A 24,847-nucleotide genomic window follows, 5' to 3' on the forward strand; every position below is an offset into this window, starting at 1 on the left:
TGACTACCGTGTCCGGAAGGACAACGCGCGCAACGGAGAGGAGGCAGTACATGTTCCAGGCGAGAAGGCGCCGGGTGCTCGGGGGCGTGGCCCTGGGAGCCATGCTGGCGATGTCGGGCAGCGGGTGCGGCACGTCCCGCGAGGCAAAGGTGGATGAGGCCTGGCTGGCCCGCGTCCCGGAGGAGCAACTGGGCGACGTCCGCTCGGCCCAGTCGGAGCGCCGCAAGGCCCAGGACGAGGTCACCCGCGCCGACGTGGCGCTGAAGGACGCGGAGCGGGAGCTGCAGGTGGCCCGCCACAACGAGGAGGCGTCCAAGCAGCGCAAGAAGGCGAACGAGGCCTCGCTGGAAGCGGCCCAGGCCACCGGCCAGAGTGCGGAAATCGAGCGGGCGAAGGCCGAGCTGCTGAACTCGGAGAATGGCGTCGCCGCGGCCCAGGCCCGGGTGAACTGGCGCCAGCAGTCCATCGACGCCATGAAGGCGCAGAAGCAGCTCCGCGAGCGGGAGCTGGAGATGGCCGACGCCCGGCTCCGTCAGGCCGAGTACCAGGCCCTCAAGCAGAATGGGGACGTCCGCGTCGCGGAGATGTCCGAGGCGGACTTCGCCGCCGCCGTCGCGGACGCCCAGAAGAAGGTCGAGGACGCCCGGAGGCAGGTGGACTCGCAGTCACAGGAGGAGCAGCAGGCCCGCGCCCAGTGGGAGCGCCTGCGCACCCAGGCCCAGGGCTACGGAGGCAGCGGCGCCCCCGTCCAGCAGTGAGCCTTCCTGGCGCGGCGCGGCGTGGGAGTGCCTTCCCCGCCGCGCCCGCTCGTGCGAGGGTGCCGCCCGTGACTCCCTACGAGAAGATCTTCGAGAACAACCGCCGCTGGGCCGAGGAGCAGCTCCGCACGGACCCGGAGTATTTCGCGAAGCTCTCCGTCGAGCAGCGTCCGGACTTCCTCTACATCGGCTGCTCCGACAGCCGCGTGCCGGCCAATCAAATCATGGGCCTGCCGCCGGGTGACGTCTTCGTCCACCGCAACATCGCCAACCTGGTGAACAACGTCGACCTGAACGTGATGTCGGTCATCTCCTACGGCGTCCAGACGCTCGACGTGAAGCACATCATCGTGTGCGGCCACTACGGGTGCGGCGGCGTGAAGGCGGCCATGCAGCCCAGGGATTTGGGCATCCTCAACCCCTGGCTGCGCAACATCCGCGACGTGTACCGCCTGCACAAGGCGGAGCTGGACGCCATCAAGGACGAGGCCCAGCGCTACGACCGCCTGGTGGAAATCAACGTCACCGAGCAGTGCATCAACATCATCAAGACGGCCGCGGTGCAGAAGTCCTTCCTCATCCGGGGCTTCCCCACGGTGCACGCCTGGGTGTTCGACATGCGCAACGGCCTCATCAAGGACCTGAAGCTCGACTTCCGGGCCACCCTGCGCAACATCCAGCAGGTCTATGACCTGACGGGCAGCAGCTGGGACTGAGCCGCGGCGCGCGGCCTCACAGCGAGTGGAGCAGCGCGCGGAACTCCTCGTCCTCGGGAATGGGGTGGATGCCCGCGTCCTGGAGCTCCGTCTCCCGCACGGACTCGCCGCCCAGCCGGAGCGCCTCCGCCAGCAGCGAGCGCGCCTCCTCGCGCCGGCCCTGGAGGAAGGCGATGTAGCCCGCGTTCCCCAGCGCCAGGGGCTCTCCCGGGCGGCGGTCCAGCGTCGCCTCCACCCGCTCGCGGGCCTGCTGCAGGAGCACCAGCGCCCGCTCCCGCTGCCGGGGCCAGAGCCGCTTCGCCTCGCGGAGCAGCGCGAAGCCCGCGCTGTTGAGCGCGTTGGACACGCGCTCGCGCAGGGCCGGCTCCGTTGCTCCGGCGAACCGGCGCACCACGTCGTCGAAGCCCGCCAGCGCCTCGTCCATCCGCTGGAGCTGCCCCAGCAGCTCCGCCCTGCACACGAGCGCGCGGGCCACCTCCACCCGCAGGTCCAGCGCGTGCTCCCCGCCGAAGCGCCGGTCCACCTCCTCGAAGGCGGCCATGGACTCCTCGTTGCGCCCCAGCTTCCCCAGCAGCGACGCCTTGAACATCAGCGACCGGGCGGCCTGCATGCGCAGCTCCGCCTCCGCGTCGTTGCTGAAGCGGCGCACCAGCTCGTCATGGACGGGCAGCGCCTCCTCCGCCCGGCCCAGGAACCGCAGGAACACCGCCTTGCGCAGGAGCGCCTCGGACAGCAGCTCCCGCTGGACGAGCTCCGTCGCCCCCTCCAGCCGCCGGAAGGCCTCGTCGCAGACGGCGACGCCCTCCTCGGGCAGCCCGAGCTGCCCCAGGGCCACGCACTTGTAGAGCAGCACCCGGGCCATTCCCTCGCGCAGCTTCGCGTCGTTGGAGCCGCCGAACTGCCGGAGGGCCTCATTGCACGCGGCCAGCGTGTCCTCGGGCCTGTCGAGCTGCACCAGCGCCAGCGCCTTGTTGACGAGCGCGCGGAGGACCTGCAGGCGCACGGCCGGAATCATCGTCCCGCCGAACCACTGGATGACCTCTTCGTAGAGGGCGAGCGCCTCGTCGAACCGGCCCGTCTCGCCCAGCTCGTTGGCCCTGTCGAGCAGCGCCTGTGAGACGTGCTCGGGGCTCGCCGTGTCATCCATCGCCATGGGTCCCTCCCTCCCGTCGGGCGCACGAGCATAGGCCGAAGGGAACTCCCGCGCTGGACGTCACTTCGGCGGGCGGAAGACGTACTGGAAGACGGGCTCGTCGCGCCCCGGCGGGTACTGGGCGTCCAGGAAGGCGAAGTACGCGTGGCCGGCGATGAGCGGGTCCTTGAGGCTGTCGTAGAGCGTGTCCACCTGGGTGGCGCGCCCATTCTCGTCCACCTTGACGCGCACCTTGAGGTTGCCCTTCAGGTCCGGCTGCTGCTTGAGCCGCTCCATGTAGAGCGCGACCAGGCCCAGCGACACCCGGCTGTAGATTGTGTCCTGCGTCCCCTTCGCGGGCGTGGAGGGCAGGCGGAAGAGGCGGACCAGCGCGGCGGCCTCCGCCTCCGCTTCCGGCACCCGGCGCTCGGGAGCCGCCAGCGCCGCGCGGTACGCCGCCAGCGCCTCCTGGAACAGCTCCCGCTTCATGAAGAGCCGGGCCCGGCGCACGTGGATGTCGGCGCGCCCCGGCGCCCGCTCGGACGCCTTCAGGAAGAACCCCTCGGCGGCGGCCCCGTCGCCCCCCGCCTCGGCCAGCTCCGCCAGGCGGATGGCCGGCTCCGCGTCCTTCGGGTCCGCCTCCAGGAGCCGGAGCAGGGCCTTCGTCTCGTCGGCGGCCCGGCCCAGCTCCGCGTACAGCCGCGCCAGCAGCCCCAGCGGCGCGGGCTCCGCGCCACCCAGCGCGACGTACCGCTCCAGGGACTGCGCGGCCTTCTCCTTCTCCGAAGCGGCCAGCCACAGGTCGGCCTGCAGCCGGTGCGCCTCCTTGTCTCGCGGCTTGAGGGCGACGAGCTTGTCCCCCGCCACCGCCGCCGCGCGCACGTCGTTCGACACCCGGGCGAGCTGCGCCAGCGTCCTCAGCGCCTCGGGCTGCTCGGGCCAGGCCTCCACCGAGCGCGTCAGCTCCGCGCGCGCCTCCGCCTCCCGCCCTGGCAGCTTCGCCAGGAGCAGCCCCAGGCTGGTGCGAATCTGCGGCGCGTCCAGCCCCGCCAGCGCCTCGCGAAACCGCGCCTCCGCCTCCGCCGTCCGGCCCTCCGCCTGGAGCAGCAGCCCCTCCCCCCACAGCGCGGGCGCGAAGCCGGGCGCCTCGCGCAGCGCGGCGGCGAACATGGGCCGGGCCTCCACCGGCAGCTTCCAGCGCAGGTAGACGAGTCCCATGCCCACATGGGGCCAGGGGTTCTCCGGGTAGAGCGTGGAGACGGCCTTCAGCTCGTTCCAGCACGCGTCCGCGGGGAACTGGAGCCACGCCAGGTAGACGCGGGGCATCGCGTCGTTCGGCCGTGTCCGGACCTGCTCCTCCAGGTCGGCCTCCAGCGCGCGTGTCTTCCCCTGCGCCCGGGCCGTCTCGAGCTGGCGAAGCATCCCCATCACCTCCGAGGGAGGTGGCGGCGCCTGCGCGGGGGCGGCGCTCGCGGCGGGGACGGCCAGCACGAGCAAGACGAGGGCCGGGAGACGGAGGAACGAACGGAGGGCCATGGAAACTCGCGCGGACCATACCAGACGGCCCGCGCCGCGCCGCCCGACCTGTCCGGGAGCGCCTGCCCCCCCTCCCCCTGCCCTACTCCCGAGAGAGGGCCCGGAGAGTCTTCCCGGACCCGGCCCGAAGGGGTGATACCGGGAGTGCGTCCCGCTCCGGGGCCCTGCCTCCGGAGCGGAAGCCTCAGCCCGCGACGGGGAGACGGGCCTCAGCCAATCTCGACGCCGCAGGTGGCGCTGCAGCCGTCACCGTTGCGGGTGTTGCCGTCGTCGCACTCCTCGCCGTACTCCGTCTGCGGGTCGCCGCCGTCACCGCAGCGGGGGCCCCACACGCAGCCCCGGGCGCACTGCCCGTAGCCGCCGTCATTGGCGATGTCGTCGCACTCCTCGCCCGGGTCCACGGTGCCGTTGCCGCACGTCGCGGTGCACACGCTGCGCTGGGTCTCGAAGTTGTTGAGCGTGAGCCGGTACGAGGACGCGGTGGTGTGGCGCTCGGCCTGGAGCACCAGGACCTCGTAGATGCCACCCTTCGTGAGCCCCAGTTCGGCGGCCTTCTGGGACAGCGTGATGGAGCCGTCCAACGCGCCGTGGACGCCGCCCAGGTCCAGCGCCAGCTTCCGGTTGATGAACACCCACACGTCGTCGTCGCCGCGGAAGGTGAGCACCTCGGTGCCCTTGTACTCGAACCAGTAGCGGGCCTCGCTGGTGAAGCTGAAGTTGTGGCCGTTGTTGCGGGGGCTCTCGTTGCCGGAAGCCACCCAGCCCAGGCCGTCGAGCGGGAAGAAGGTCTGGTCGTCGAACACGTAGGAGCCATTCGACGTGTCGCGGGTGAGCTCCAGCGTCCCCACCACCGTCTTGTTGACGTTGTCCACGTCCCGGTACCACTGGTCGAAGGCCGCCTTGCCGTTGGTGTTCGCGGAGCTCACGCTCTCCTTTGCATAGACGGGCTTGCCGTCCTCGCCCAGGTTGGTCGCGACGATGCCCGTCTCATGGCCCGCGTTCTTGTTCTCGAAGTCGATGTGGCCGCGCGGCAGGCCGTTGCCCGCCGGCAGGTCATAGCCGCGGAAGTCACGGTAGACGACGGGGATGGACACCTTCGCCGGCGGGGCCTCGGTGACCACCTGGCACACGTAGCCCTCCTCCTTCTTGCACGTGGGCGAGCAGCCGTCGTAGGCGCGCGTGTTGCCGTCGTCGCACTCCTCGGTGGTGCTGTTGGGCAGCATCACGCCGTCGCCACACACCGCCTCGCAGGTGCCGTTGGTGCAGCGCGGCTCGCGCGTGCACAGCGGCGAGCAGCCGTCGCCGGTGTTGTTGTTGCCGTCGTCGCACTGCTCGGTGCCCTCGGGCTCGCCGTCGCCGCAGGTGGTGCGGGTGCAGGGCTGGCCGGGGGGGCACTTCCAGCCGGGCTCCAGCCGGCACGTGGAGCTGCAGCCATCCCCGTTGCCGGTGTTGCCGTCCTCGCACTCCTCGTCGCCGGCGATGATGCGGTCACCACACTCCTTGGCATGGCAGCGGCCGCCGGACTGCGGGCAGTTCCAACCAGCCTCCACGGTGTCGCACGTCGCGTTGCAGCCGTCGCCCGAGATGTTGTTGCGGTCATCGCACTTCTCGGGAGCGTCGACACGGCCGTTGCCGCACCCCTCCACCTTGATGCAGGCCTGGCCCGGGGTGTCACACGACCAGCCGGTCTCCACGGCGGAGCAGTCGGCGGTGCAGCCGTCGCCGCTCGTCGTGTTGCCGTCGTCACATGCCTCGCCGGCCTGCTTCTCCTTGTCGCCACACAGGAGGCTGCCGCCATCCACGCCGGAGTCCGGGTCGTCCGGCCCGGAGCCACCATCCGGCTTCGCCGAGCCACCACCGCCGCCACAGGCGGCGAGTGAGACGAGAAGAGAAGCGAGCACGAGACTCGCGATTCGATTTCTACGAGGGGGGAGCTTCGAGCGTGGGGGGGTCTGCATGAAACAGATGGTGAAATTGCTTGGAGCCCCTGTCAACGCGTCCAATCAGCCCGGCCGCTGAGCACGAATTGAGCCGTGCAGGCGGCGCGCACATGTGCAGAACAGGTGGACTTTCGCTCGGAGATTGGGACCTGTCCCCACATCCACATCCATGAACGGAGAGCAGACAAACAGGAGCCACCAGCAACACGATGACTCCTGGCGTCCGGCTGCACGGGCTACACGGGCGCGCGTGCAAGCCCTCCCCGCGGGGCGCCTGCCCCCTCAGTGCGTGGCATTGCGCAGGTACTGTGCGTAGAAGCGCACCGCTTTCGCATAGCCCTGGATGGACACGCGCTCATCCCTGCCATGGAGGCGCGCGAGGTCCTCGCGCTCCAGGTGCAGCGGCATGAAGCGGTAGACGCTGTCACTCAGGCCGGCGAAGTGGCGCGCGTCGGTGGCGCCCACCATGAGGTACGGCGCGACGAGCGTCTCCGGGAACACCTGGCGGATGCTCCGCTGGAGCACGCTCCACGCCTCGGTGTCCGTCCGCGACACCGGCGAGGCCTCGCTGATGAAGCCCAGGGTGCCCACCTTGACGCGGGGGTCGTCCACCACGCGCCGCACGTGCTCGAGCACGCCCTGCACGGTGTCCCCGGGGAGGGTGCGGAAGTTCACCACCGCCCGCGCGCGGGCCGGCAGCACGTTGTCCTTCACGCTGCCCTCGAACATGGTGGCCGCGGTGGTGGTGCGCACCGCGGCGTTGGTGGAGGGCCGCGCGGCGAGCTGGCGCACGACGAGCGGCTCGAAGAGCCACAGGTTGGCGAACACCAGCCGCATCCCGAAGGGCATCTCCGGCCCCACGAAGTCGAAGAGGGCCCGGCTCCCGCCACGCAGCTCCGCGGGCATCGGCTCCTCCTCCAGGCGCGAGACGGCGCGGCTGAGCACGCCCACCGCCGTCTGCCTCGGCGGCATGGACGAGTGGCCGCCCTCCCCTTCCGCCACCAGCTCCACGCTGACCATGCCCTTCTCCGCCACGCCCACCACGGCCACCGGCGCCTTCACGCCCGGGACGGTGCCGGTCAGCATCATCCCTCCCTCGTCCAGCACGGACTCCAGCGTCACCCCACGCTCGCGGAGCAGCTTCGCCATGGCCTCCGCGCCGAGCCCGCCCACCTCCTCGTCCGCGCCGAAGGCGAACAGCACCGTGCGCTTCGGCCGGTGTCCCGCCGCGAGCAGCGCCTCCACCGCCTCCAGGATGGCGAGCACGCTGCCCTTGTCGTCCAGCGCGCCGCGCCCCCACACGTACCCGTCCGCGATGTCCCCGCTGAACGGGGGGCGCGTCCAGGTGCCTTCCGTGCCGGGCTCCACGGGCACCACGTCCAGATGCCCCATCAGCAGCACCGGGCGCAGCGAGGCGTCCGTGCCCGGCCACGTGTAGAGCACCGAGTGCGCGCCCTGGGGCTCGCGCCGCAGCTCCGCGTGCACGCGGGGGAAGTGCTCCCGGAGGTAGTCATGGAGCGCGGCGAAGGCCGCGTCCTCGGCGGGCCGGCCTTCCGACGCGGCCAGCGTCTTCAGCCGCAGCGCCCCCGCGAGGCGGACGGCCGCGGCGTCCGCGTCCACGGAGAACGGCGCGGCCGCCTCCGGAGTGACTTGACGGGAGGAGAAGCCCACCGCCCGCGTCACCAGGACGGCGGCCAGCAGGCAGATGCCGAGCAGCATCATCAGGAAGAGGCGTTTCATCGGCGGGCTCGCGAGAGGAACTCCGCACGCTATCAGACGGCCCCGTGGCGGCCCCGCGGCCCCACGCCGGCTATCGACTTCTCACATGCCGAGACAGATGCAACGCGTGTTTCAACACGGGAAACCCCGAGAGACACTAATATTCAATTTTCCACTGTAAGTGTCAGCCCTGCCCCGTATATACGGCGCCTGTCCGAGGGGGTGGGTCCATGAAGATTCAGTCCACATTGAACCGGCCCGGAGTGCTGCCGCTCCTGCTGGGAGCCCTGCTGTGGGGCTGCGGGGGCGAGAAGGTCGTAGGTGACGGGCTTCCGGGAACGCCGTCCGCCGTGCGGGCCGAGGCCGCGGATGCCATGGCCCTGGTCAGCTGGACGCCTCCCACGACGGATGGCGGCAACCCGCTGCTGTACTACCTGGTCCGCTGCGAGCCGGTGTGCGGTGGCGCCATCGTGGCCGCGGACCAGATGCAGGCCACCGTGCGCGGGCTCAACAACGGAATCCCCTACACCTTCAAGGTGTCGGCGGTGAACACCCGCGGGGAGGGCCCCCACTCCATCCCGACGGAGTTCGTGACGCCCATGGCCGGCGCCGAGGTGGCCAACCCCACCGCGCCGGGCCAGCCGCGCGCCGTCCGCGCGACGGCGGGCAACAGTGGCGTGTACGTGAGCTGGCTGGCACCGGCGACCTTCGGCGGGCGTCCCCTGCGCTCCTACCGCGTCACCGCGGAGCCCGGCGGCGCCACGGTGACGGTGCCCCCGACGGAGTCCATGGCCTTCATCCCCGGCCTGTTCAACGGCCTGCACTACCGCGTCAAGGTCGTGGCCTCCAACGAGGTGGGCGAGGGCCCGGAGGCGCTCAGCGCGAAGGTGATGCCGCACTCCGGCGGCGAGCCGGCGAGCTGGGTGGCGGGCTACTACGTCGGCTACCAGCGCGGGCTGCTCCCCATGGACTCGGTGGACTTCTCGGGGATGACCCACCTCATCGTCGGCCGCTTCAAGCCGGGGCCCTTCGGCACGGTGAGCGCGGACCTGGACGTCACCGAGTACGAGGGCCCCATCATCGCGAAGGAGCTGGCGACGCGGGCGCACCAGGCCGGGCGCAAGGCGCTGATGATGCTCGGCGGCTACGGCGAGCACGACAACTTCGTGCCGGCCACCACTCCCGAGCGGCGCCCCATCCTGGTGCGCAACCTCATCAAGCTCATGGACGAGCTGGGCTACGACGGCATCGACATCGACTGGGAGCCCATCAACCTGCCGCCCGTGGGCAATGATGGCGAGCAGCTCCTGGCCCTGCTGGACGACCTGCGCGCCGCCCGCCCCGGCATCATCCTCGCGGTGCCCGTGTACTGGGTGAACTCCAACTACGGCATCAGCGAGCAGGAGAAGGCGTTCATGCGCGAGCTGTCGGCCCGCGTCGACCAGCTCAACATCATGTCCTACAAGATGAGCGGGAACTGGGGCGGCTGGGAGAGCTGGCACTCCAGCCCGCTGGAGGACGAGGCGCCCAACCGGCCCACCTCGGTGGCCAGCTCCGTCCGCGGCTACCTGGACGCGGGCGTGCCCGCGGGGCGTATCGGCGTGGGCATCGGCTTCTTCGGCACGTGCATGCGCGGCGTGACGGAGCCGCGCACGCCGCTCGCGGACCGGGACGTCGTCGAGGTGCAGAGCGACAACGCCATGAGCTACACCAACATCATGCAGCTCTACTACGAGCCTGACTCGCGCCGCTGGGACGAGAAGGCGAAGTCCCCCTACCTGTCCTTCACCCATGAGAGCGGCCCCGGACGCTGCAACTTCATCACCTACGAGGACGAGCAGTCCATCGCCGCCAAGGGCCGGTACCTGCGCAAGGAGGGCCTGGGGGGTGCCATCATCTGGACCATCAACCAGGGCCACCTCCCCCTGGAGCCCCAGGGGAAGAAGGACCCGCTGCTGGACGCGGTGAAGCGCGCGTTCCTGGACCGGTGAGGCCTCCGGCGGGACTCAGCGGGCGAGGCAGATTTCCCCGCTGGCCTCGTTGATGAACGTCGAGGTGCCGGTGCCCTGGAAGAGCAGGTAGCCGGTGGCGCCGGCGAAGATGCCGGTGCCGCCCACCACCACGTCCCGCGCGCCGATGAGTCCGTTCTCCGTATCGAGGATGCCCGTATCGCGGGTGGTCAGCGTGCCGTCCTTCGTCTGGATGGTCAGCAGTCCCGAATAGACGAGCGTCGTGGGCGCCTCGGTGGGCGCCGCCGGCATCAGCGAGTCCGCGACGAAGGTCGTGCGGCCGTTGAGCAGGCCGTTGCCCTCGAACTCACCGGTGGTGCAGATGCCCACCGGGCTCGCGCAGGCCCCGCTGCTCATGGCGCTCGTCAGCGTCCCGGAAATCTTGAAGCACTTCTGCCTCGGACGAGGCATCGCTGAAGCCGACAGTCCACCCGCCACCACCGCGCCCACGAGGACTGGAACCGCGAACCGACGCACGCTCTGCCACATGAGGTACCCCTCCCGCGAGGCTGGAAAGATACAGCATGCCCGCCAAGACGGTAGTACCTGTAGGGGAATTTTCACACCCACGGTGGAACACGAAACGCTGGCCGCGGTGAGGGGCCGTGCCGCACCATGGGAGTCATGGAGACCCCCAAGCCCGTGGCCACCGCGCTCACCATCGCCGGCTCCGACAGCGGTGGTGGCGCCGGCATCCAGGCCGACCTGAGCACCTTCGCCTTCCACCGCGTCCATGGCACCAGCGCGGTGACGGCCATCACCGCGCAGAACACGCTGGGCGTCACGCGCGTGGACGTGCTGCCCGCCGAGTCCGTGGCCGCGCAGGTGGACGCGGTGGCGGCGGACATCGGCGCCGGGGCGGTGAAGACGGGCATGCTCGTCAACCCGGCCATCATCACCGCCGTGGCCTCGCGGCTGCGGGAGCTGAAGCTGGGGCCGCTGGTGGTGGACCCCGTCATGGTGTCTCGGGCGGGCGCGCGGCTCATCGACGACGAGGCCGTGGGGGCGCTGAAGGCGCTGCTGCTGCCGCTGGCCGCCGTCGTCACGCCCAACCGCCATGAGGCGGAGCTGCTCGCGGGGATGGAATTGCGCACGCTGGAGGACATGCGCGAGGCCGCGCGCCGCATCCACCGGCTCGGCCCCCGGGCGGTGCTCGTCAAGGGCGGGGGGATGCCGGGGGCGCTGCGCGGGACGGACGTCTGGTTCGACGGCGAGCAACTGGAGACGCTGCACCTGCGCTCGGTGGAGACACGCAACACCCACGGCACCGGCTGCACGCTGTCCGCGGCCATCGCCGCGCACCTGGCGCTCGGGCGGGGCACGCTGGAGGCCACCCGGCGCGCCAAGGCCTACGTCACCGCCGCGCTGGAGCACCCGCTGGCCCTGGGCCGGGGGCCCGGCCCCTTCAGCCACTTCTTCCCGCTGGACGGGTAGAGACACGAAGGGGGCCGCGGTCGCCCACGGCCCCCTCCGGGTGCGTCAGCGCGTCGCCTTCGTCTGCGCCGCCGCGCCGGGCACGGGGAAGCCGCGCTTGCGCATCAGCGCGTCGATGCCCGCGTCGCGTCCCCGGAAGCCGCGGTAGCCCTCGGCCGGGTCCAGCGTGTTGCCCACGGAGAAGACGTGCTGGCGCAGCCGCTCGGCCACGGCCTTGTCGTAGGCGCCCCTGCCCGCCGTGAAGGCCTCGTAGGCATCCGCCGTCAGCGTGTCCGACCACAGGTAGCTGTAGTAGCCCGCCGAGTACCCGTCGCTGGCGAAGACGTGGCCGAACTGCGGCGTGCGGTGCCGCATGACGATTTCCTTCGGCATGCCCAGCGACTTCAGCGTGTCGCGCTCGAAGACGTCCGCGTCGATGGGCGTGTCACCGGCCAGGTGCAGCTTCATGTCGATGAGCGCGCTGGACAGGTACTCCACGGTGGCGAAGCCCTGGTTGAAGGTGGAGGCCTTCTCGATGCGGGCCACCAGCGCCTTCGGGATGGGCTTGCCCGTCTGGTAGTGCAGCGCGTACGTGTTGAGCACCTCGGGCGTGGACAGCCAGTGCTCCAGCAGCTGCGAGGGGAACTCCACGTAGTCGCGCGCCACGGACGTGCCCGCCAGCGACGGGTACGTCACGTTGGAGCTGAGGCCGTGCAGCGCGTGGCCGAACTCGTGGAACAGCGTGGACGCGTCCTCCCAGGAGATGAGCACCGCCTCGCCGGGCGCGCCCTTCACGAAGTTGGAGTTGTTGGAGACGATGGTCGTCACTTCGCCGCGGAACCGCTCCTGGTTGCGGTAGGCGTTCATCCACGCGCCGGAGCGCTTGCCCGGCCGCGCGTACGGGTCGAAGTACCAGAGCCCCACATGGCGGCCGCTGGCCTTGTCCTTCACCTCCCAGGCGCGGACGTCCGGGTGGTAGACGGGCACGTCATCCACCTGGGTGAAGGAGAAGCCGAACAGCTCGCCCGCCACCCAGAACATGCCCTCACGCAGCTTCTCGAGCTGCAGGTACGGCTTCACCTCGTTCTGGTCCAGGTCGTACTTCGCCTTGCGGACCTTCTCCGCGTAGTAGCGGTAGTCCCAGGGCTCGATGCGAATCTTCGCGCCCTCCTTGTCCGCCACGGCCTGCATGTCCCGCACCTCCTCGTGGACGCGGGCGACGGCGGGCTTCCAGACGGCTTCCATCAATTCCATGGCGCGCTCGGGCGTCTTCGCCATGGTGTTCTCCAGGCGCCAGTGCGCGTGCGTCTTGTAGCCCAGGAGCTTCGCGCGCTCGGCGCGCAGCTTCAGCACCTCGGAGATGAGGGCGTTGTTGTCGCGGGTGTCGCCGTTGTCGCCGCGGTTGACGTAGTGGCGCCAGACCTTCTCGCGGAGGTCGCGCCGGGCCGAGTACGTCAGGAACGGCTCCATGGAGGAGCGCGTGTTGGTGATGACCCACTTGCCCTTCATGCCGCGCGACTCGGCGGCGGCCGCGGCGCCGGCGCGGACGGAGTCGGGCAGGCCGGCGAGGTCGCCCTCGGACTCCAGGACGACGGTGTAGCCCTCCTCGTCGGCGAGCACGTTCTGGCTGAAGGAGGTGTAGAGCGACGCGAGGCGCTGGTTGATGGCGGCCAGCCGCTGCTTCGCCGCCGCGTCCAGCTTCGCGCCCGAACGGACGAAGCGGGTGTAGTGCAGCCAGGTGAGCCGCTGCTGCTCGGGCGTCAGCTTCGCCTTGTCGGGCGAGTTGTAGACGGCCTCGAGGCGCTGGAAGAGGCCGGCGTTCTGGTAGATTTCATCGTCGAAGGCGGCGAGCTTCGGCGCCATCTCCCGCTGGAGCGCCTGGAACTCGGGGGTGCTCAGCGTGGAGCTCCAAACGCCGTAGAGCGTCTCCACGTCGGAGAAGGTCCGCCCGGCGGCCTCCAGCGCGACGAGGGTGTTCTCGAAGGTGGGCGCGCCGGGCGTGTTGACGATGGCGGCGATTTCCCGGCGGTTCTCCTCCATGGCCGCCTCGAGCGCGGGCTTGAAGTGCTCGACCTTCACCTGGGCGAACGGGGGCACGCCGCCGTGGGGACCGGTCCACTTCGCCAGCAGCGGGTTGGACGCGGCGGCGGGTGCGGGGGGCTCGGCGGGGGCAGTGGAGGCGGAAGCCATGTTGCTGGACTCCTGGGCGGGCTGGGCGGTGGTCGCGCATCCGGTGGACGCGAGCACGGCCATGCCCGCACCGGCGAAGAGGAGCTTACGCATGAGCAGGGGGTCTCCCAACGAAAGGGTGGCTTGTCTGGTAGGGATGGGGCCAGGCGTCGGCCCGCCGCGAACCGTAGGACGGAATCGCGGCGGGCCCAACACGCCTGGCCGCCCTCCTCTTCCCGGGCTTCCCAGTCCTCGGACTTATCCGCTCCGTCGGAAATGCTGAGGGCCGCCTCCTACCCCGTCCCCCGGGGCAGCACCCGCTATGCCATCTTCCCCCTGAGAACGACCCTCCCACCCTGGCCGTTCTTCCATGATCCATGAGCGAAACGAGCACCCTGAAGGACCGCATCGAAAACCCGGAACTGCTGGCGAAGGTCGTCCCCGTCGAGGAGGCGGTGAAGCACGTCACCGACGGCAACACGCTGGCCATCAGCGGCTTCACCAAGTCGGGTGAGCCGAAGACGTTCCTCCCGGCGCTGGCCTTCCACTTCGCGCAGAACGCGCCGCAGTCGCGAATCACGCTGCTGACGGGCGCCTCGCTCTCCGAGGACGTGGAAGGCCCCCTGGCGCCCTTCATCCGCAAGCGCGGCCCCTACATGTCCTCGGCGGCCTCGCGCCGGCGCATCCACGCGGGGGAGATGGACTTCACGGACGTGCACCTGTCCGCCTTCGCGCGCAACCTGATGTACGGGTTCTACGGGGACGTGGACGTGGCCGTGGTGGAGGTGTCGCGCATCCGCCGCAACGGCAGCGTCATCCTCACGTCGTCGGTGGGCATCAGCGTGGAGGCCCTCACCCGGGCGAAGAAGATCATCCTCGAGGTGAACACCGCGGTGCCGGACTACACGGGCTTCCACGACATCGTCGTGCCGACGGTGCACCCGCACGTGGGCTGGCCTCTGCCGCTGGTGAACGTGAGAGACCGCATCGGCAACCCGTACGTGGAAATCGACCTGCGCAAGGTGGTGGCGGTGGTGGAGTCCCGCACGCCGGACTACCCGGTGCCCTTCAAGGCCGCGGACGACACGGACAAGCGCATCGCGAGGAACGTCATCGAGTTCCTGCTCCAGTGCAAGGAGCAGTACAACTGGGGCAAGCGCCTGCCGCCGATTCAATCCGGCGTGGGCAACGTGGCCAACGCCATCATCGGCCAGCTCTACGACTCGCCGTTCCAGAAAATCCGTTTCTGGACCGAGGTGTTCCAGGACGGAATGCTGCGCTACGTGGAGGACGACGCGAAGTTCGAGTACGCGTCGTCCACGGCGGTGTCCTTCTCGGCCGAGGGGCGTGAGCGCTTCCTGCGGTTGTTCGAGCGCTGCAAGGACCGGCTGGTGCTGCGGCCCATGTGGCTGTCGAACAGTCCCGAAATCATCTCCCGGCTGTTCATCATCGCGATGAACACGCCCATCGAGGTGGACATCTACGGGCACGTGAATTCGACGCACATCGACGGCTCGCGCATCGTGAACGGCCTGGGTGGCTCGGGGGACTTCTTCCGGAATGCGTACCTGAGCATCGTGCACACGCCGTCCACGCGCAGGCTGAAGGACGGGCGGACGGTGAGCTGCGTGATGCCGTACGTGCGGCACATCGACCACACGGAGCACGACATCAAGTGCGTCGTCACCGAGCAGGGCTACGCGCTGAACATGGACATCCGCTCGCCGAGGCGGAGGGCGCAGGACATCATCGAGCGGTGCGCGCATCCGTACTTCCGTCCGCTGCTGAAGGCGTACCTGGACATGGCGGGCGAGGGGGATGAGCCCCGGGCCACGGACGTCCAGGCGCTGAACGGCTGGTGGCGGGACTACGAGGAGGCGTGCCGCAACTTCCCCAAGGGAGGGTGAGCCGCGGATGGTGGAGCGCAACGGGCGCGAGGCGTGGCCTCCGGAGATGTCCGAGCAGATGCGAGAGGTGGACCGGCTGCGCAGGAGCGGCCGGTACACGTCCGCGCTCGCGCTCATCCGCCAGCTCGCGGAGGGGAATCCGCGGCAGGTGCGCCTCCTGAGCGAGCTGGGGCAGACGCTGAGTGTCTGGGGTGGGGCTCCAGCGGAGGCGCTGGTCTGGTTCGACCGGGTGCTGGAGCTGGCGCCCGGGCACAACACCACGCGGCTGCACCGGGCGCTCGCGCTGGCGCGGCTGGGGCGGCACGGGGAGGCGGTGGCGGACTTCGATGCGCTGGTGGCGGGGGGCTACCGCAAGGCGCTCGTGCTTCACATGAAGCGCGCGGAGTCGCTGGAGGCGCTGGGCCGGATCGAGGAGGCGGAGAGGGATTGGACGCTCGCGCTGGAGGAGGACCCGGACAATCCGTGGCTGCTTCAGCAGCGCGCGGCTGCGCGGGCGCGGATGGGGCGGCTGGCAGAGGCGGTGCGGGATTTGACGGCCGCGCTCGCCACGCAGCACGGTGAGGACGTGGACCCGGAGCTGCTGTGGGAGCGCGGAGTGCTGCGCGCGAGGATGGGGGACGTGGATGGTGCGCGCACGGACTTCGAGGCGGGACTCGCCGCGTTCCGGGAGGGAGACCCGCCCGAACTGCTGGATGCGCTGCGACAGGGGCTCACTGAGTCCAGGCGTCGGTAGGGCCTTCAGCGTCAGCAAGGCCGCTCCAGTTCTCACGTGGAGGCAGCAACGAGAGCGTCACCTGGGAGGTTCAGGCCCTACCGCGCGCTGAGCGAGAGTTCCGGGACGCGCGTGGGCTTGCGGTGCTGCTCGTGGTCGTAGAAGCACTCGGGCCCGAGCACCGTGAGAGCACAGTGATAGCCCTCTTCTCCTCGTAGAAAGCCACGAGGGCATCGTAGTCAATCCGTCGCGGATCCACCCGCCCGCCATAGCGGAAGCGCCCATAACGCATGGGCTGGAACCAGCGGTATTCCTCGAACAAGCGCCGCAGGAGCTCATGGAACTCCAATGGAGTTGGAGGTGTCGGGGGCAGATTGATGTGGGTAACGATGTAGAGCGGAGCCATGAAGTCGCTCACGGAAAGTACCGCACGGTGACGCCATGGGCTTTCTCAAGCTTCGTGAACTCTTCCTGCAGGGGCGCGGTCAGTCGCGTTCTTCCCGAGGGGTGACGAGCGGAGCGAAACCATATCTCGATGTGCCCACCAAAGGCTTCCACGTAATCCATCATGGCCTTGAGATTGCCGGTGAGCGCCATCTCTCCACGGGCCTTCACCTCGATGAAGCGATAGGGCCTGCCCCCCACCAACTCCTCGGGGTTGCCCAGCACCGAGTCCGGGATGAAGCCTTGGGCGCTGCTGCCCGGCGGAGGCAGCAGCAGGGCCGTGTTCTTCTCGTAGCCGTTCGCCTTGAGCACCTTCTGCTCGAACTCGCCGCCCTGCCCCAGGTTCTCCAGCACCGTGCGGTACATCCGCTCCCACTTCGAATCCGACGCGTAGCGAAAGCGCGGGTACCTGCCCGGGTGGCGGAACTGGTAGTCCACCCACGCCTGCGCCAGATGCTCCGCGCGTCCCGGCACCAGCCTCGCTCCTTCCAATGTTGATATGACCTCTGGTCGGCCCCAGCGGAGGGCTGGTAGGGAGGATTCATGAACTGGAGCCGCGTCTGCTGGCTGTGGCTATGCGCCGCACTGTGGTCGTGCGCGTCGACTTCGCCATCCCTCGATGACGAAGAGGACGTGGCGGAATACCCGGAGGCGTACACCCGGCTCGAAGAGGGCGCGTGCGTCATGTTCCTCTTCGCCGGGGACGCGTGCGGCCTCTTTCGCTGTGAGGACGTGGCTGCCGGCCGGATTGTGCGGGCGCGGGGGACCTTCGTCCTCCCGCCGAGCGCTGTCCAATCTCCCCGGCGGAACTGGGCCTACCCGTGGCAACTGCCCGGACGGCCGGAGCCTGTCTTTGTCATTCCCTGGTACGGGCGGGAACTACTGCCCAGCCAGAAGCGTTTTCTGGAGATGGCCCGGGCGCTGGCCTCACAGCCGAGGGAGAAGCACCACATCTTTCCACAGGAAACGGGGCTGAAGGAGTGGTTCGAGTCCCGAGGCATCAACATACATAAAGAGACGATGCTGCTCGACATCGAAACCCACCGTCGCATTCACAAAGGGCCCAGTGGCGGTCCCTGGAATGAGGCCTGGAAGAAGTTCCAGAGAGCGAATCGGAGCGCTTCCCAGGAAGACATGTACCGATATGCGCGTGAGCTGATCATCCGTTTTGATTTGCTCGGCCCCATTCTTCCCTACCATCTACTGGTAGGGCCTCCTATCGAGTACTGACGCCATGAAGTTCTACGAACTTGAGCCTGGAGACATCAATCTTCAAAAAGGCACATACAACGCCACCTACAAGTGGAAACTTCCGGGCGTATCTTGCCCTACATGCAAAACCATCTGGGGCGGAGCAGGTACCAACTATCCAGCCGTGGACCTGTCGGTACTGCCGGAGGCCCGGAAGTATCTGAAGGCCCGCCTGGAGGAGAACTTCGACGAGTACGAGCGGCTGCGCGATACGGTCCGTCCTCTACTCCCCCCTGATGACCCGCTCGAGCCTGCGGCCACCTTTGGTCCTCTCGTGGGAAAAGCCAGGGGACCGTTCTCCGCATTCGTCCACCAGTACGGCGACATCCTGCTCGTCCAGCCCACGGCCCTGGAAGTCTTGCAGGGCGAGGGACTCCGTGGCCTCCGAGGCTGCCGAACCGAGATCCGATTCAGCCCCAAGGGCATCCCCGAGCTGCTCGACCTGCACATCGAGCCGCGCGGCCTGCTGCACCCGGACTGCATCCCGCGCGGCACGCCCCCGCCCTGTCCGAAATGCGGCCGCCATGCCTTCAGCCTCCCCAAGGAGCCCATCCTCGACGCGGCCTCGCTCCCCAAGGACCTGGACCTGTTCCGCCTGCGCAACTTCGCCACCGTGCTCATCGTCACCGAGCGCTTCAAGGACGTCGTCGAGCGCTTCGAACTGGACGGCCTGACCTTCCGCGAGCTTCCGGTCCGCTGAGGCGCCAACACCGCCCCGGTGCGCCCCTCATGAGCAACCCATGATGAAAGCGTGATGAAGGAGGCACGGACCGCGTGAGACAGACGTCTCATGCGCCCTCTCCTTCCCGCACTGCTCCTCGTGACGACGCTCCTGTCCGCCTGCGCCGCCCATCGGACGGACCTGCCGGCCTTCACGCCCGACCTCGACGGCCGGCTGTCGGCCTCCGCCACGTCCATCCTGCGCTCGAAGGACCTGGTCATCTCGACCGAGCCCCGAATCCCGAGCTTCCACCTGGGCTACTCGGGGCTCTTCAAGGCGCACGCCCCCATGTACTTCACGGCGGACAGCCTGCTCCACGCACTGCACCGCTCCCATGACAACATCTTGAGGACGGTCGAACACGAGTCGCTCTCCCCGGAGCTGGGCACGCTGCTGGCCGAGCTGCGCCAGGGGCTCGCGCGAACCCCGGGTGGCTCTCCCGACGCCCGCGCGGAGGTGGACTTCCTGCTCGCCGTGGCGGAGAGCCTCCACCAGGGCACGGTCGCAGCCCCCGTCGCCGGGGCCCGCCAGGAGGACATCGAGACCTGGTTCCTCGCGGCCAACGCGGAGGGCCCCTGCCAGCTGGCACGTAGCTATGATTCCTTTCCCGCCCCCCACACCGCCGAGAGCCGGCTGTCCGAAGCGTGGCCCCTCAGAACCATCGAGCGCATGGACCTCTCCATGCTGCGCCCCCGAGGCCACTACACCCAGTCTCCCCAGCTGTGCCAGTACTTCCAGGCGATGATGTGGCTCGGACGCGCGGAGCTGAGACTGGCCCGCCCCACGCGGACAGGCTGGGAGGTGGACCGGCTGACACTGGAGACCGTGCTGCTCCTCGAGTCCCTCCTCTCGGAGCGCGCCGAGCAGGCCTGGCGGCGCATCGACGAGGCCACCCGGACCTTCGTCGGGCCTGCGGACTCCATGTCCTTCCCGGGCCTGAGACGGGCGGCCCAGGCGCGCGGCCTCCAGGGTGTCCCGGCGCTCGCGCAACTGACGGACGCGGAGCTCGTGGCCGCGCTCCGGCCGGAGGCGGCCCAGCGCATCGCCAGCAGCCTCCGGCATACCCAGGAACCCGGCATCGACTTCCTCGTCTTCGGCCAGCGCTACGTCTTCGACAGCGAGGTGCTCTCCTCGGTGAGCCACGGCGCGCTCGAGCAGAAACGGATGATGCCCAGCCCGCTCGACGTCGGATGGGCCGCCCTGCGCAACCCTGCGGCGCTGCCGCTGCTGAAGCCCGAGCTCGAGCGCTACCGGTACCGTGACGCGCTCGACGCGGTGGCCCGGCGCGGTGACGAGGCGGGCCCGGAGCTCTGGGAAGGCAGCCTGTATCACCTGTGGCTGAACGCCCTGCGAGGCCTCTCACCCGACAGTCAGCGGGACCAGCACCTGCCGGCGGTGATGCGCTCGGAAGCGTGGGGGCGCCGCCTGCTGAACAGCCAGCTCTCCTCGTGGGCGGAGCTGCGTCACGACACGCAGCTCTACGCGAAGCAGTCCGTCACCATGCAGTCCCTCTGTGAGTTCCCGGCCGCCTACGTCGACCCCTACCCCGACTTCTACCGGGCCATGGAGAAGTTCGCGGCCCGAGGCGGGGCCCTCGTCGAGCGGCTCGGCTTCGGGAACGCGAAGGCCCGGGAGCGGGTGGTCCAGTACTTCGAACGGCTCGGAGAGGTGGCCTTCACCCTCCGGGAGATTGCCGAGCGGGAGCAGCAGGGCTGGGAGATGACGGCCGAGCAGCTCGACTTCATGAACCACGCGGTCTCCTACAACGGCAGGGAGGTGGGCTGCGACGGCTCGGAGCGCTGGCAGCCGGGCGGCTGGTACGCGGACCTCTACTACTTCTCAGAGGACGTGCTCGCGCACGAAGCCGTCGTCGCGGACGTGCACACGCAGCCCACCGATGAAGGCGGCCGGGCGGTGGGAAAGGTGCTGCACGTGGGCACCGGGGAGCCCCGGCTGATGACCGTCACGCTCCACACGAACTCGGGCCCGCGCACCTACCAGGGCTTCGTGTCCACGTACCTCGAGGAGACGACCGGGGACTTCAAGCGCCTGGACAACGAGGAGTGGAGGTCCACCCTGAGCTCACGCCAGGACGTGCCCTGGATGCGGGACCTCATCGCCCGCTGAGACGGGGCCCCTACGCCGCGACGTCCGCCTCGGGAGCGCGCCGCACCTTCGCGAGCGCGGCAACCACGACCTCCGGGCCCGCGCCGGCCTTGTGCGCGTTCTCACTCAGGTGCCTGCGCCACGCGCGCGCCCCGGGCAGGCCCTGGAAGAGCCCGAGCATGTGCCGGGTGATGGAGCCCAGCGGGGCCCCCTGCTTCATCCGCCGCTCGATGTACGGGAGCATCGCCTCCACCACGGCATGGCGCTCGGGCGGGGCCTCCGTCGCGCCGAAGAAGCGGCGGTCCGCCTCGGCCAGCAGGTAGGGATTCTCGTAGACGGCGCGTCCAATCATGACGCCGTCCACGTGCTTCAGGTGCTCGGCGGTGGCGTCCAGCGTCTTGATGCCGCCGTTGATGCTGATGTCCAGGTGGGGGAACTCGGACTTGAGCCGGTAGACGAGCTCGTAGCGCAGCGGGGGCACGTCCCGGTTCTCCTTCGGGCTCAGCCCCTGCAGCCACGCCTTGCGCGCGTGCACGATGAAGCGCGTGCAGCCGGCGGCGGACACCTTCCGCACGAAGTCCACCAGCGTCGGCCACTCCTCCAACTCGTCGATGGCGATGCGCGACTTCACCGTCACGGGGATGGACACGGCCTCGCGCATGGCGCCCACCAGCCGGGCCACGAGGTCGGGCTCGGCCATGAGACACGCGCCGAAGCGGCCGGACTGGACGCGGTCACTCGGGCAGCCGCAGTTGAGGTTGATTTCGTCGTAACCCCACTCCTCGCCGATGCGGGCCGCGGCGGCGAGCGCCTCGGGCTCCGAGCCTCCGAGCTGGAGCGCCACCGGGTGCTCCGCCGCCTCGTAGCCCAGCAGCCGGTCGCGGTCCCCATGGAGGACGGCGCCCGTGGTCAGCATCTCCGTGTAGAGCAGCGTGTGGCGGCTGATCTGCCGGTGGAAGTACCGGCAGTTCCGGTCCGTCCAGTCCATCATCGGCGCGACACACAGCGGAATGGGGCGAGGCGGCATCATCGAAGAACCCGGGGGAGCGGCCGGAGCGTCCAGCGAAGCAGGCCGCCTCCCTGGCGGGAGCATCTACCCGGGTTTCCCGCCCCTGCCCACCCCTCTTTGCCGCCCGGAGGCCCGGAGAGGGAGGAGGCGGACACCCCGCCCCATGTAGGCTCCCCCCCGTGTCCCCGAGCCCTCCCCTTCTGGATGACATGCTGCTCTTCGCCGAGGTGGTGGCGACGGGTGGCATCACCGCCGCCTCGGAGCGGCTGGGCCTGCGCAAGTCCACCGTGAGCCGCCGGCTGGCCGCCCTGGAGGAGCGGCTCGGGGTCCGCCTGCTGGAGCGCAACACGCGCCGGCTGCGGCTCACCGAGGCCGGGCGGGACTATCACGCGCACTGCGCGCGGCTCGTCGCCGAGGCCCGCGAGGTGAACCGCGCGGTGAGCGAGTCGCGAGGCACGCCCCGGGGCACGTTGCGCATCGCCACCCTCTCCCTGCTCGGCGAGCTGCTCACGCCCCTCATCTCCGAGTTCCTCCTGCGCCAGCCCTTGATGCGCGTGGAGGTGTCCCTGGCCGAGGCGCACGTGGACCTCATCGCCGAGGAGTACGACCTGGCACTGCGCACCGGGCCGCTCGCGGACTCCACGCTGGTGGCCCGCCGGCTGGGCCGCCTGCGCACCGGCTACTACGCCAGCCCCACCTACCTCAGCCGCCACGGCACGCCCCGGACCGTCGATGAACTCCAAGGGCACGAGTGCGTCCTCCTGGCCGAGCCCGGCACCGACGAAGTCTGGTTCTTCGGCGAGGGCAAGCGCACCCGGACGGTGCCCGTCACCGGCAGGCTGCGAGTGCCCAGCGTCCGCGCCGGACAGTCCGCCGCGCGTGCGGGGCTGGGCCTGGTGCGACTGCCGGCCTCGCTCGTCGTCGACGACGTGCGTGGGGGAATGCTCGTTCCCATCCTCGAGGACCAGACGCCCCCGGGCATCCCCGTCTACGCCGTCTACCCCAGCAGCCGCCAGCTCCCGCTCAAGGTGCGCGCCTTCCTGACGCTGCTGGCGGAGCGCGGCGCCGCGCTGCCGTGGGAGGAGAACGGTTAGGGGCGCTTCGCGGAACAATGCGTTGCCCCAGGGCCTCTCGTCCCCGCCGCCCACCGCCATTACACCTTCTCGCGTCACGAGGCGGGGCCCTGAAGCCCGCGCCTTCCGAGGAGGAACACACCATGGCAGGAAACGTCATCGAGATTGGGGACGCGGAGTTCAAGCGTGAGGTGCTCGAAGCGCGCGAGCCGGTGCTGGTGGACTTCACCGCGACGTGGTGCCCTCCGTGCCGCATCATCTCGCCCATCCTCGACGCACTCGCCACCGAGTATCAGGGGCGGATGAAGTTCACGAAGATCGACGCCGACACGAACCAGGAGACGGCGCAGCAGTACGGCATCCGCGCCCTCCCCTCCCTGCTCGTGTTCAAGGACGGCAAGGTGGTGAAGCAGCTCGTCGGCGCGATGCCCCGGAAGCGGCTGGAGGAGGAGCTGCGCTCGCACCTGTCCGTCACCCACGCGTGAGGAAATCAGGCGTGGCGTCCCCAAGAGGCCCTGCAACCTCACCCCTTCCCGGGGGGGATGCCCAGGGCCTTGAGGCGGGAGGCCAGCGTGGTGGGTGCCAGGCCCAGCAGCTCCGCGGCGCCTCCCGGGCCGTACACCTTGCCGCCCGCCGCGGCGAGCGCGGCGCGCAGGTTCTCCCGCTCCCGCTGGCGCCACTCCTTCTCGGTGAGGAAGGCCGCCTCCGGCGTGGGCGTGGGCTCCTTCCGCTCCCGCGTCGCGCCCACCGCCTCGGGCAGCGCCCCTTCGAGCCGCAGCCGCCCGCCGCGCGAGAGGATGACCGCGCGCTCCAGCACGTTCTCCAGCTCGCGCACGTTGCCCGGCCAGTCGTAGCGCTGGAGGGCCTGCACATGGGCCTGCGTCAGGCGCGGGGGCGGAAGCTTGAGCCGCGAGGAGACCCGCCGCAGGAAGTGCTCGGCCAGCAGGGGAATGTCGTCCCGGCGCTGGCGCAGCGGCGGCACCTCGATGGGGAAGACACTCAGCCGGTAGTAGAGGTCCTCGCGGAAGCGCCCCGCCGCCACCTCCGCCTTCAAGTCCCGGTTGGTGGCGGCGACGATGCGCACGTCCACCTTCCGGGTGACGTCCTCTCCCACGCGCTCGAACGTCCCCTCCTGCAGCACGCGCAGCAGCTTGCCCTGCAGCTCCAGGGGAATCTCCCCCACCTCGTCCAGGAAGAGCGTGCCCCCGTCGGCCGCCTGGAAGCGGCCCGCCCTGTCCCTCAGCGCTCCGGTGAAGGCCCCCTTCACGTGGCCGAAGAACTCGCTCTCGAACAGCTCCCGGGGAATGGAGGCGCAGTTGACGCGGATGAGGGGCCGCTCCCTGCGCGGGCTCTGGTCGTGGATGGCGCGGGCGATGAGCTCCTTGCCCACCCCCGACTCACCGAGGATGAGCACGCTGGCCGTGGTGGCCGCCACGGGTTGAATCTGCTGCACCACCCGCTGGAGCGCGGCGCTCTTCCCCACCAGCTCTCCGAAGGACAGCGCGTCCTTCACCTCCTCGCGCAGGTAGTCGCGCTCCAGCTCGAGCTGGCCTCGCAGCCGCGCCACCTCCTCGAAGGCGCGCGCGTTGGACAGGGCCACCGCCGCATGGTCCGCGAACGTGCGCAGCCAGGAGAACTCCTGGGCCCCCAGCACCCGGCGGCTGAACACCGCCAGCACGCCCAGCACTTCGCCCCGGAAGACGAGCGGCTGGCCCGCGAAGCTCTGGATGCCCTCGCGCCGCGCCCACTCTCCTCGCACCAGCCAGTCGGCCTGCCCGCCCAGGCTCTGCAGGAGGATGGGCTCGCCGGTGGCACCGACATGGCCCACCTTGCGCACCCCCAGCGGGAAGCGCCGGAACGCTCCGTCCAGCGCCGACCACTCCTCCTCCGGCGACTCCCGTGAGCCTCCCGCGCTCGCCGCCAGGTGCAGGCACCGGGAGCGGTCCGCGCACTCGGCGCGCATGGGACACTCACCGCAGATGTCCCCGGGGGCGATGAGCCACAGCCGCGCCAGCGCCACGTCCGGCTGCGCCGCCAGGCCATGGACGATGCGCGCCAGCACCAGGTCCACCGAGCGGACCTGCGCCACGGCGAGGGCAACGGACTGGAGCGCCTCCGCGTACATGGCCCCTTCCTATCCGCACCCCCGGCAGGGCACCACGAATTCTCGTCCCCACGAATCTTCGTGGTGCCCACCGGGAGGGAAACGCCAGGACTTCCAGGGGGTTGGCG

The 24,847-nt window shown here is 70.0% G+C and carries 20 protein-coding genes; 11 read left to right on the forward strand and 9 right to left on the reverse strand.

Going from position 1 to position 24,847, the window contains the following annotated elements; all coding sequences use genetic code 11:
- Window positions 1-50 precede the first annotated feature (50 nt).
- Window positions 51-758, forward strand: a complete 708-nt coding sequence (locus K8638_RS29455; protein ID WP_223757993.1) for a hypothetical protein — start codon at window positions 51-53, stop codon at window positions 756-758.
- Window positions 759-826: 68 nt separating this feature from the next.
- Window positions 827-1,474, forward strand: coding sequence for a carbonic anhydrase (locus K8638_RS29460; protein WP_223757994.1), 648 nt, complete (start codon window positions 827-829; stop codon window positions 1,472-1,474).
- Window positions 1,475-1,490: 16 nt separating this feature from the next.
- Here the strand turns inward: K8638_RS29460 and K8638_RS29465 are convergent, their stop codons facing one another.
- The 4 genes from K8638_RS29465 to K8638_RS29480 all read right to left on the reverse strand — a co-directional run bounded on the left by K8638_RS29465 (window position 1,491) and on the right by K8638_RS29480 (window position 7,822).
- Window positions 1,491-2,627 carry a tetratricopeptide repeat protein gene (locus K8638_RS29465; protein ID WP_223757995.1) on the reverse strand — a complete coding sequence of 379 codons (1,137 nt, stop codon included), beginning with the start codon at window positions 2,625-2,627 and terminating at the stop codon, window positions 1,491-1,493.
- Between the two features lie 60 nt (window positions 2,628-2,687).
- Window positions 2,688-4,142: a hypothetical protein gene (locus tag K8638_RS29470; protein ID WP_223757996.1), complete on the reverse strand. Its 1,455-nt coding sequence runs from the start codon at window positions 4,140-4,142 to the stop codon at window positions 2,688-2,690.
- A gap of 209 nt (window positions 4,143-4,351) precedes the next feature.
- Complete coding sequence (locus K8638_RS29475) at window positions 4,352-6,100, reverse strand: DUF4215 domain-containing protein (protein WP_223757997.1); 1,749 nt, start codon at window positions 6,098-6,100, stop codon at window positions 4,352-4,354.
- Between the two features lie 264 nt (window positions 6,101-6,364).
- Entirely contained in the window at window positions 6,365-7,822 is a 1,458-nt protein-coding gene (locus K8638_RS29480) for a M20 family peptidase (RefSeq protein ID WP_223757998.1), read from the reverse strand.
- Window positions 7,823-8,031: 209 nt separating this feature from the next.
- Here K8638_RS29480 and K8638_RS29485 point away from each other — a divergent pair, with 209 nt between their 5' ends.
- Complete coding sequence (locus K8638_RS29485; protein WP_223757999.1) at window positions 8,032-9,792, forward strand: glycosyl hydrolase family 18 protein; 1,761 nt, start codon at window positions 8,032-8,034, stop codon at window positions 9,790-9,792.
- Between the two features lie 15 nt (window positions 9,793-9,807).
- Here the strand turns inward: K8638_RS29485 and K8638_RS29490 are convergent, their stop codons facing one another.
- Entirely contained in the window at window positions 9,808-10,287 is a 480-nt protein-coding gene (locus K8638_RS29490; protein ID WP_223758000.1) for a hypothetical protein, read from the reverse strand.
- 138 nt (window positions 10,288-10,425) lie between these two features.
- Here K8638_RS29490 and thiD point away from each other — a divergent pair, with 138 nt between their 5' ends.
- Entirely contained in the window at window positions 10,426-11,244 is an 819-nt protein-coding gene (gene thiD, locus K8638_RS29495; protein ID WP_223758001.1) for a bifunctional hydroxymethylpyrimidine kinase/phosphomethylpyrimidine kinase, read from the forward strand.
- A gap of 45 nt (window positions 11,245-11,289) precedes the next feature.
- Here the strand turns inward: thiD and K8638_RS29500 are convergent, their stop codons facing one another.
- Window positions 11,290-13,506 carry a M3 family metallopeptidase gene (locus K8638_RS29500; protein WP_223758002.1) on the reverse strand — a complete coding sequence of 739 codons (2,217 nt, stop codon included), beginning with the start codon at window positions 13,504-13,506 and terminating at the stop codon, window positions 11,290-11,292.
- A gap of 263 nt (window positions 13,507-13,769) precedes the next feature.
- Here K8638_RS29500 and K8638_RS29505 point away from each other — a divergent pair, with 263 nt between their 5' ends.
- Both K8638_RS29505 and K8638_RS29510 read left to right on the forward strand, forming a co-directional pair.
- Window positions 13,770-15,299 carry an acetyl-CoA hydrolase/transferase C-terminal domain-containing protein gene (locus K8638_RS29505; RefSeq protein ID WP_223758003.1) on the forward strand — a complete coding sequence of 510 codons (1,530 nt, stop codon included), beginning with the start codon at window positions 13,770-13,772 and terminating at the stop codon, window positions 15,297-15,299.
- Between the two features lie 7 nt (window positions 15,300-15,306).
- Window positions 15,307-16,032, forward strand: coding sequence for a tetratricopeptide repeat protein (locus tag K8638_RS29510; RefSeq protein WP_223758004.1), 726 nt, complete (start codon window positions 15,307-15,309; stop codon window positions 16,030-16,032).
- 393 nt (window positions 16,033-16,425) lie between these two features.
- Here the strand turns inward: K8638_RS29510 and K8638_RS29515 are convergent, their stop codons facing one another.
- Window positions 16,426-16,929, reverse strand: a complete 504-nt coding sequence (locus tag K8638_RS29515; protein ID WP_223758005.1) for a hypothetical protein — start codon at window positions 16,927-16,929, stop codon at window positions 16,426-16,428.
- A gap of 69 nt (window positions 16,930-16,998) precedes the next feature.
- On the opposite strand from K8638_RS29515, the gene K8638_RS29520 reads away from it, so the two are divergent.
- The 3 genes from K8638_RS29520 to K8638_RS29530 all read left to right on the forward strand — a co-directional run bounded on the left by K8638_RS29520 (window position 16,999) and on the right by K8638_RS29530 (window position 20,554).
- Entirely contained in the window at window positions 16,999-17,685 is a 687-nt protein-coding gene (locus tag K8638_RS29520; protein WP_223758006.1) for a TIGR02269 family lipoprotein, read from the forward strand.
- Window positions 17,686-17,689: 4 nt separating this feature from the next.
- A complete protein-coding gene (locus tag K8638_RS29525; RefSeq protein ID WP_223758007.1) occupies window positions 17,690-18,406 on the forward strand; it encodes a double-CXXCG motif protein in 717 nt (238 codons plus the stop codon).
- A gap of 90 nt (window positions 18,407-18,496) precedes the next feature.
- Window positions 18,497-20,554 (forward strand): DUF3160 domain-containing protein, encoded by a 2,058-nt coding sequence (locus K8638_RS29530; protein WP_223758008.1) that lies wholly within the window; start codon window positions 18,497-18,499, stop codon window positions 20,552-20,554.
- Window positions 20,555-20,564: 10 nt separating this feature from the next.
- Here the strand turns inward: K8638_RS29530 and dusA are convergent, their stop codons facing one another.
- A complete protein-coding gene (gene dusA / locus K8638_RS29535; RefSeq protein ID WP_223758009.1) occupies window positions 20,565-21,563 on the reverse strand; it encodes a tRNA dihydrouridine(20/20a) synthase DusA in 999 nt (332 codons plus the stop codon).
- 188 nt (window positions 21,564-21,751) lie between these two features.
- Between dusA and K8638_RS29540 the strand changes: the two genes are divergently transcribed.
- On the forward strand, window positions 21,752-22,636 hold the full coding sequence (locus K8638_RS29540) for a LysR family transcriptional regulator (RefSeq protein ID WP_223758010.1): 885 nt from the start codon (window positions 21,752-21,754) through the stop codon (window positions 22,634-22,636).
- A 122-nt stretch (window positions 22,637-22,758) separates the two neighbouring features.
- Window positions 22,759-23,100 (forward strand): thioredoxin, encoded by a 342-nt coding sequence (trxA, locus tag K8638_RS29545; RefSeq protein WP_223758011.1) that lies wholly within the window; start codon window positions 22,759-22,761, stop codon window positions 23,098-23,100.
- A 38-nt stretch (window positions 23,101-23,138) separates the two neighbouring features.
- Here trxA and K8638_RS29550 read toward each other — a convergent pair whose 3' ends face one another.
- On the reverse strand, window positions 23,139-24,740 hold the full coding sequence (locus tag K8638_RS29550) for a sigma 54-interacting transcriptional regulator (RefSeq protein ID WP_223758012.1): 1,602 nt from the start codon (window positions 24,738-24,740) through the stop codon (window positions 23,139-23,141).
- Window positions 24,741-24,847 lie beyond the last annotated feature (107 nt).

The sequence above is a fragment of the Myxococcus sp. RHSTA-1-4 genome (assembly GCF_020037125.1).
Taxonomy (GTDB): Bacteria; Myxococcota; Myxococcia; order Myxococcales; family Myxococcaceae; genus Myxococcus.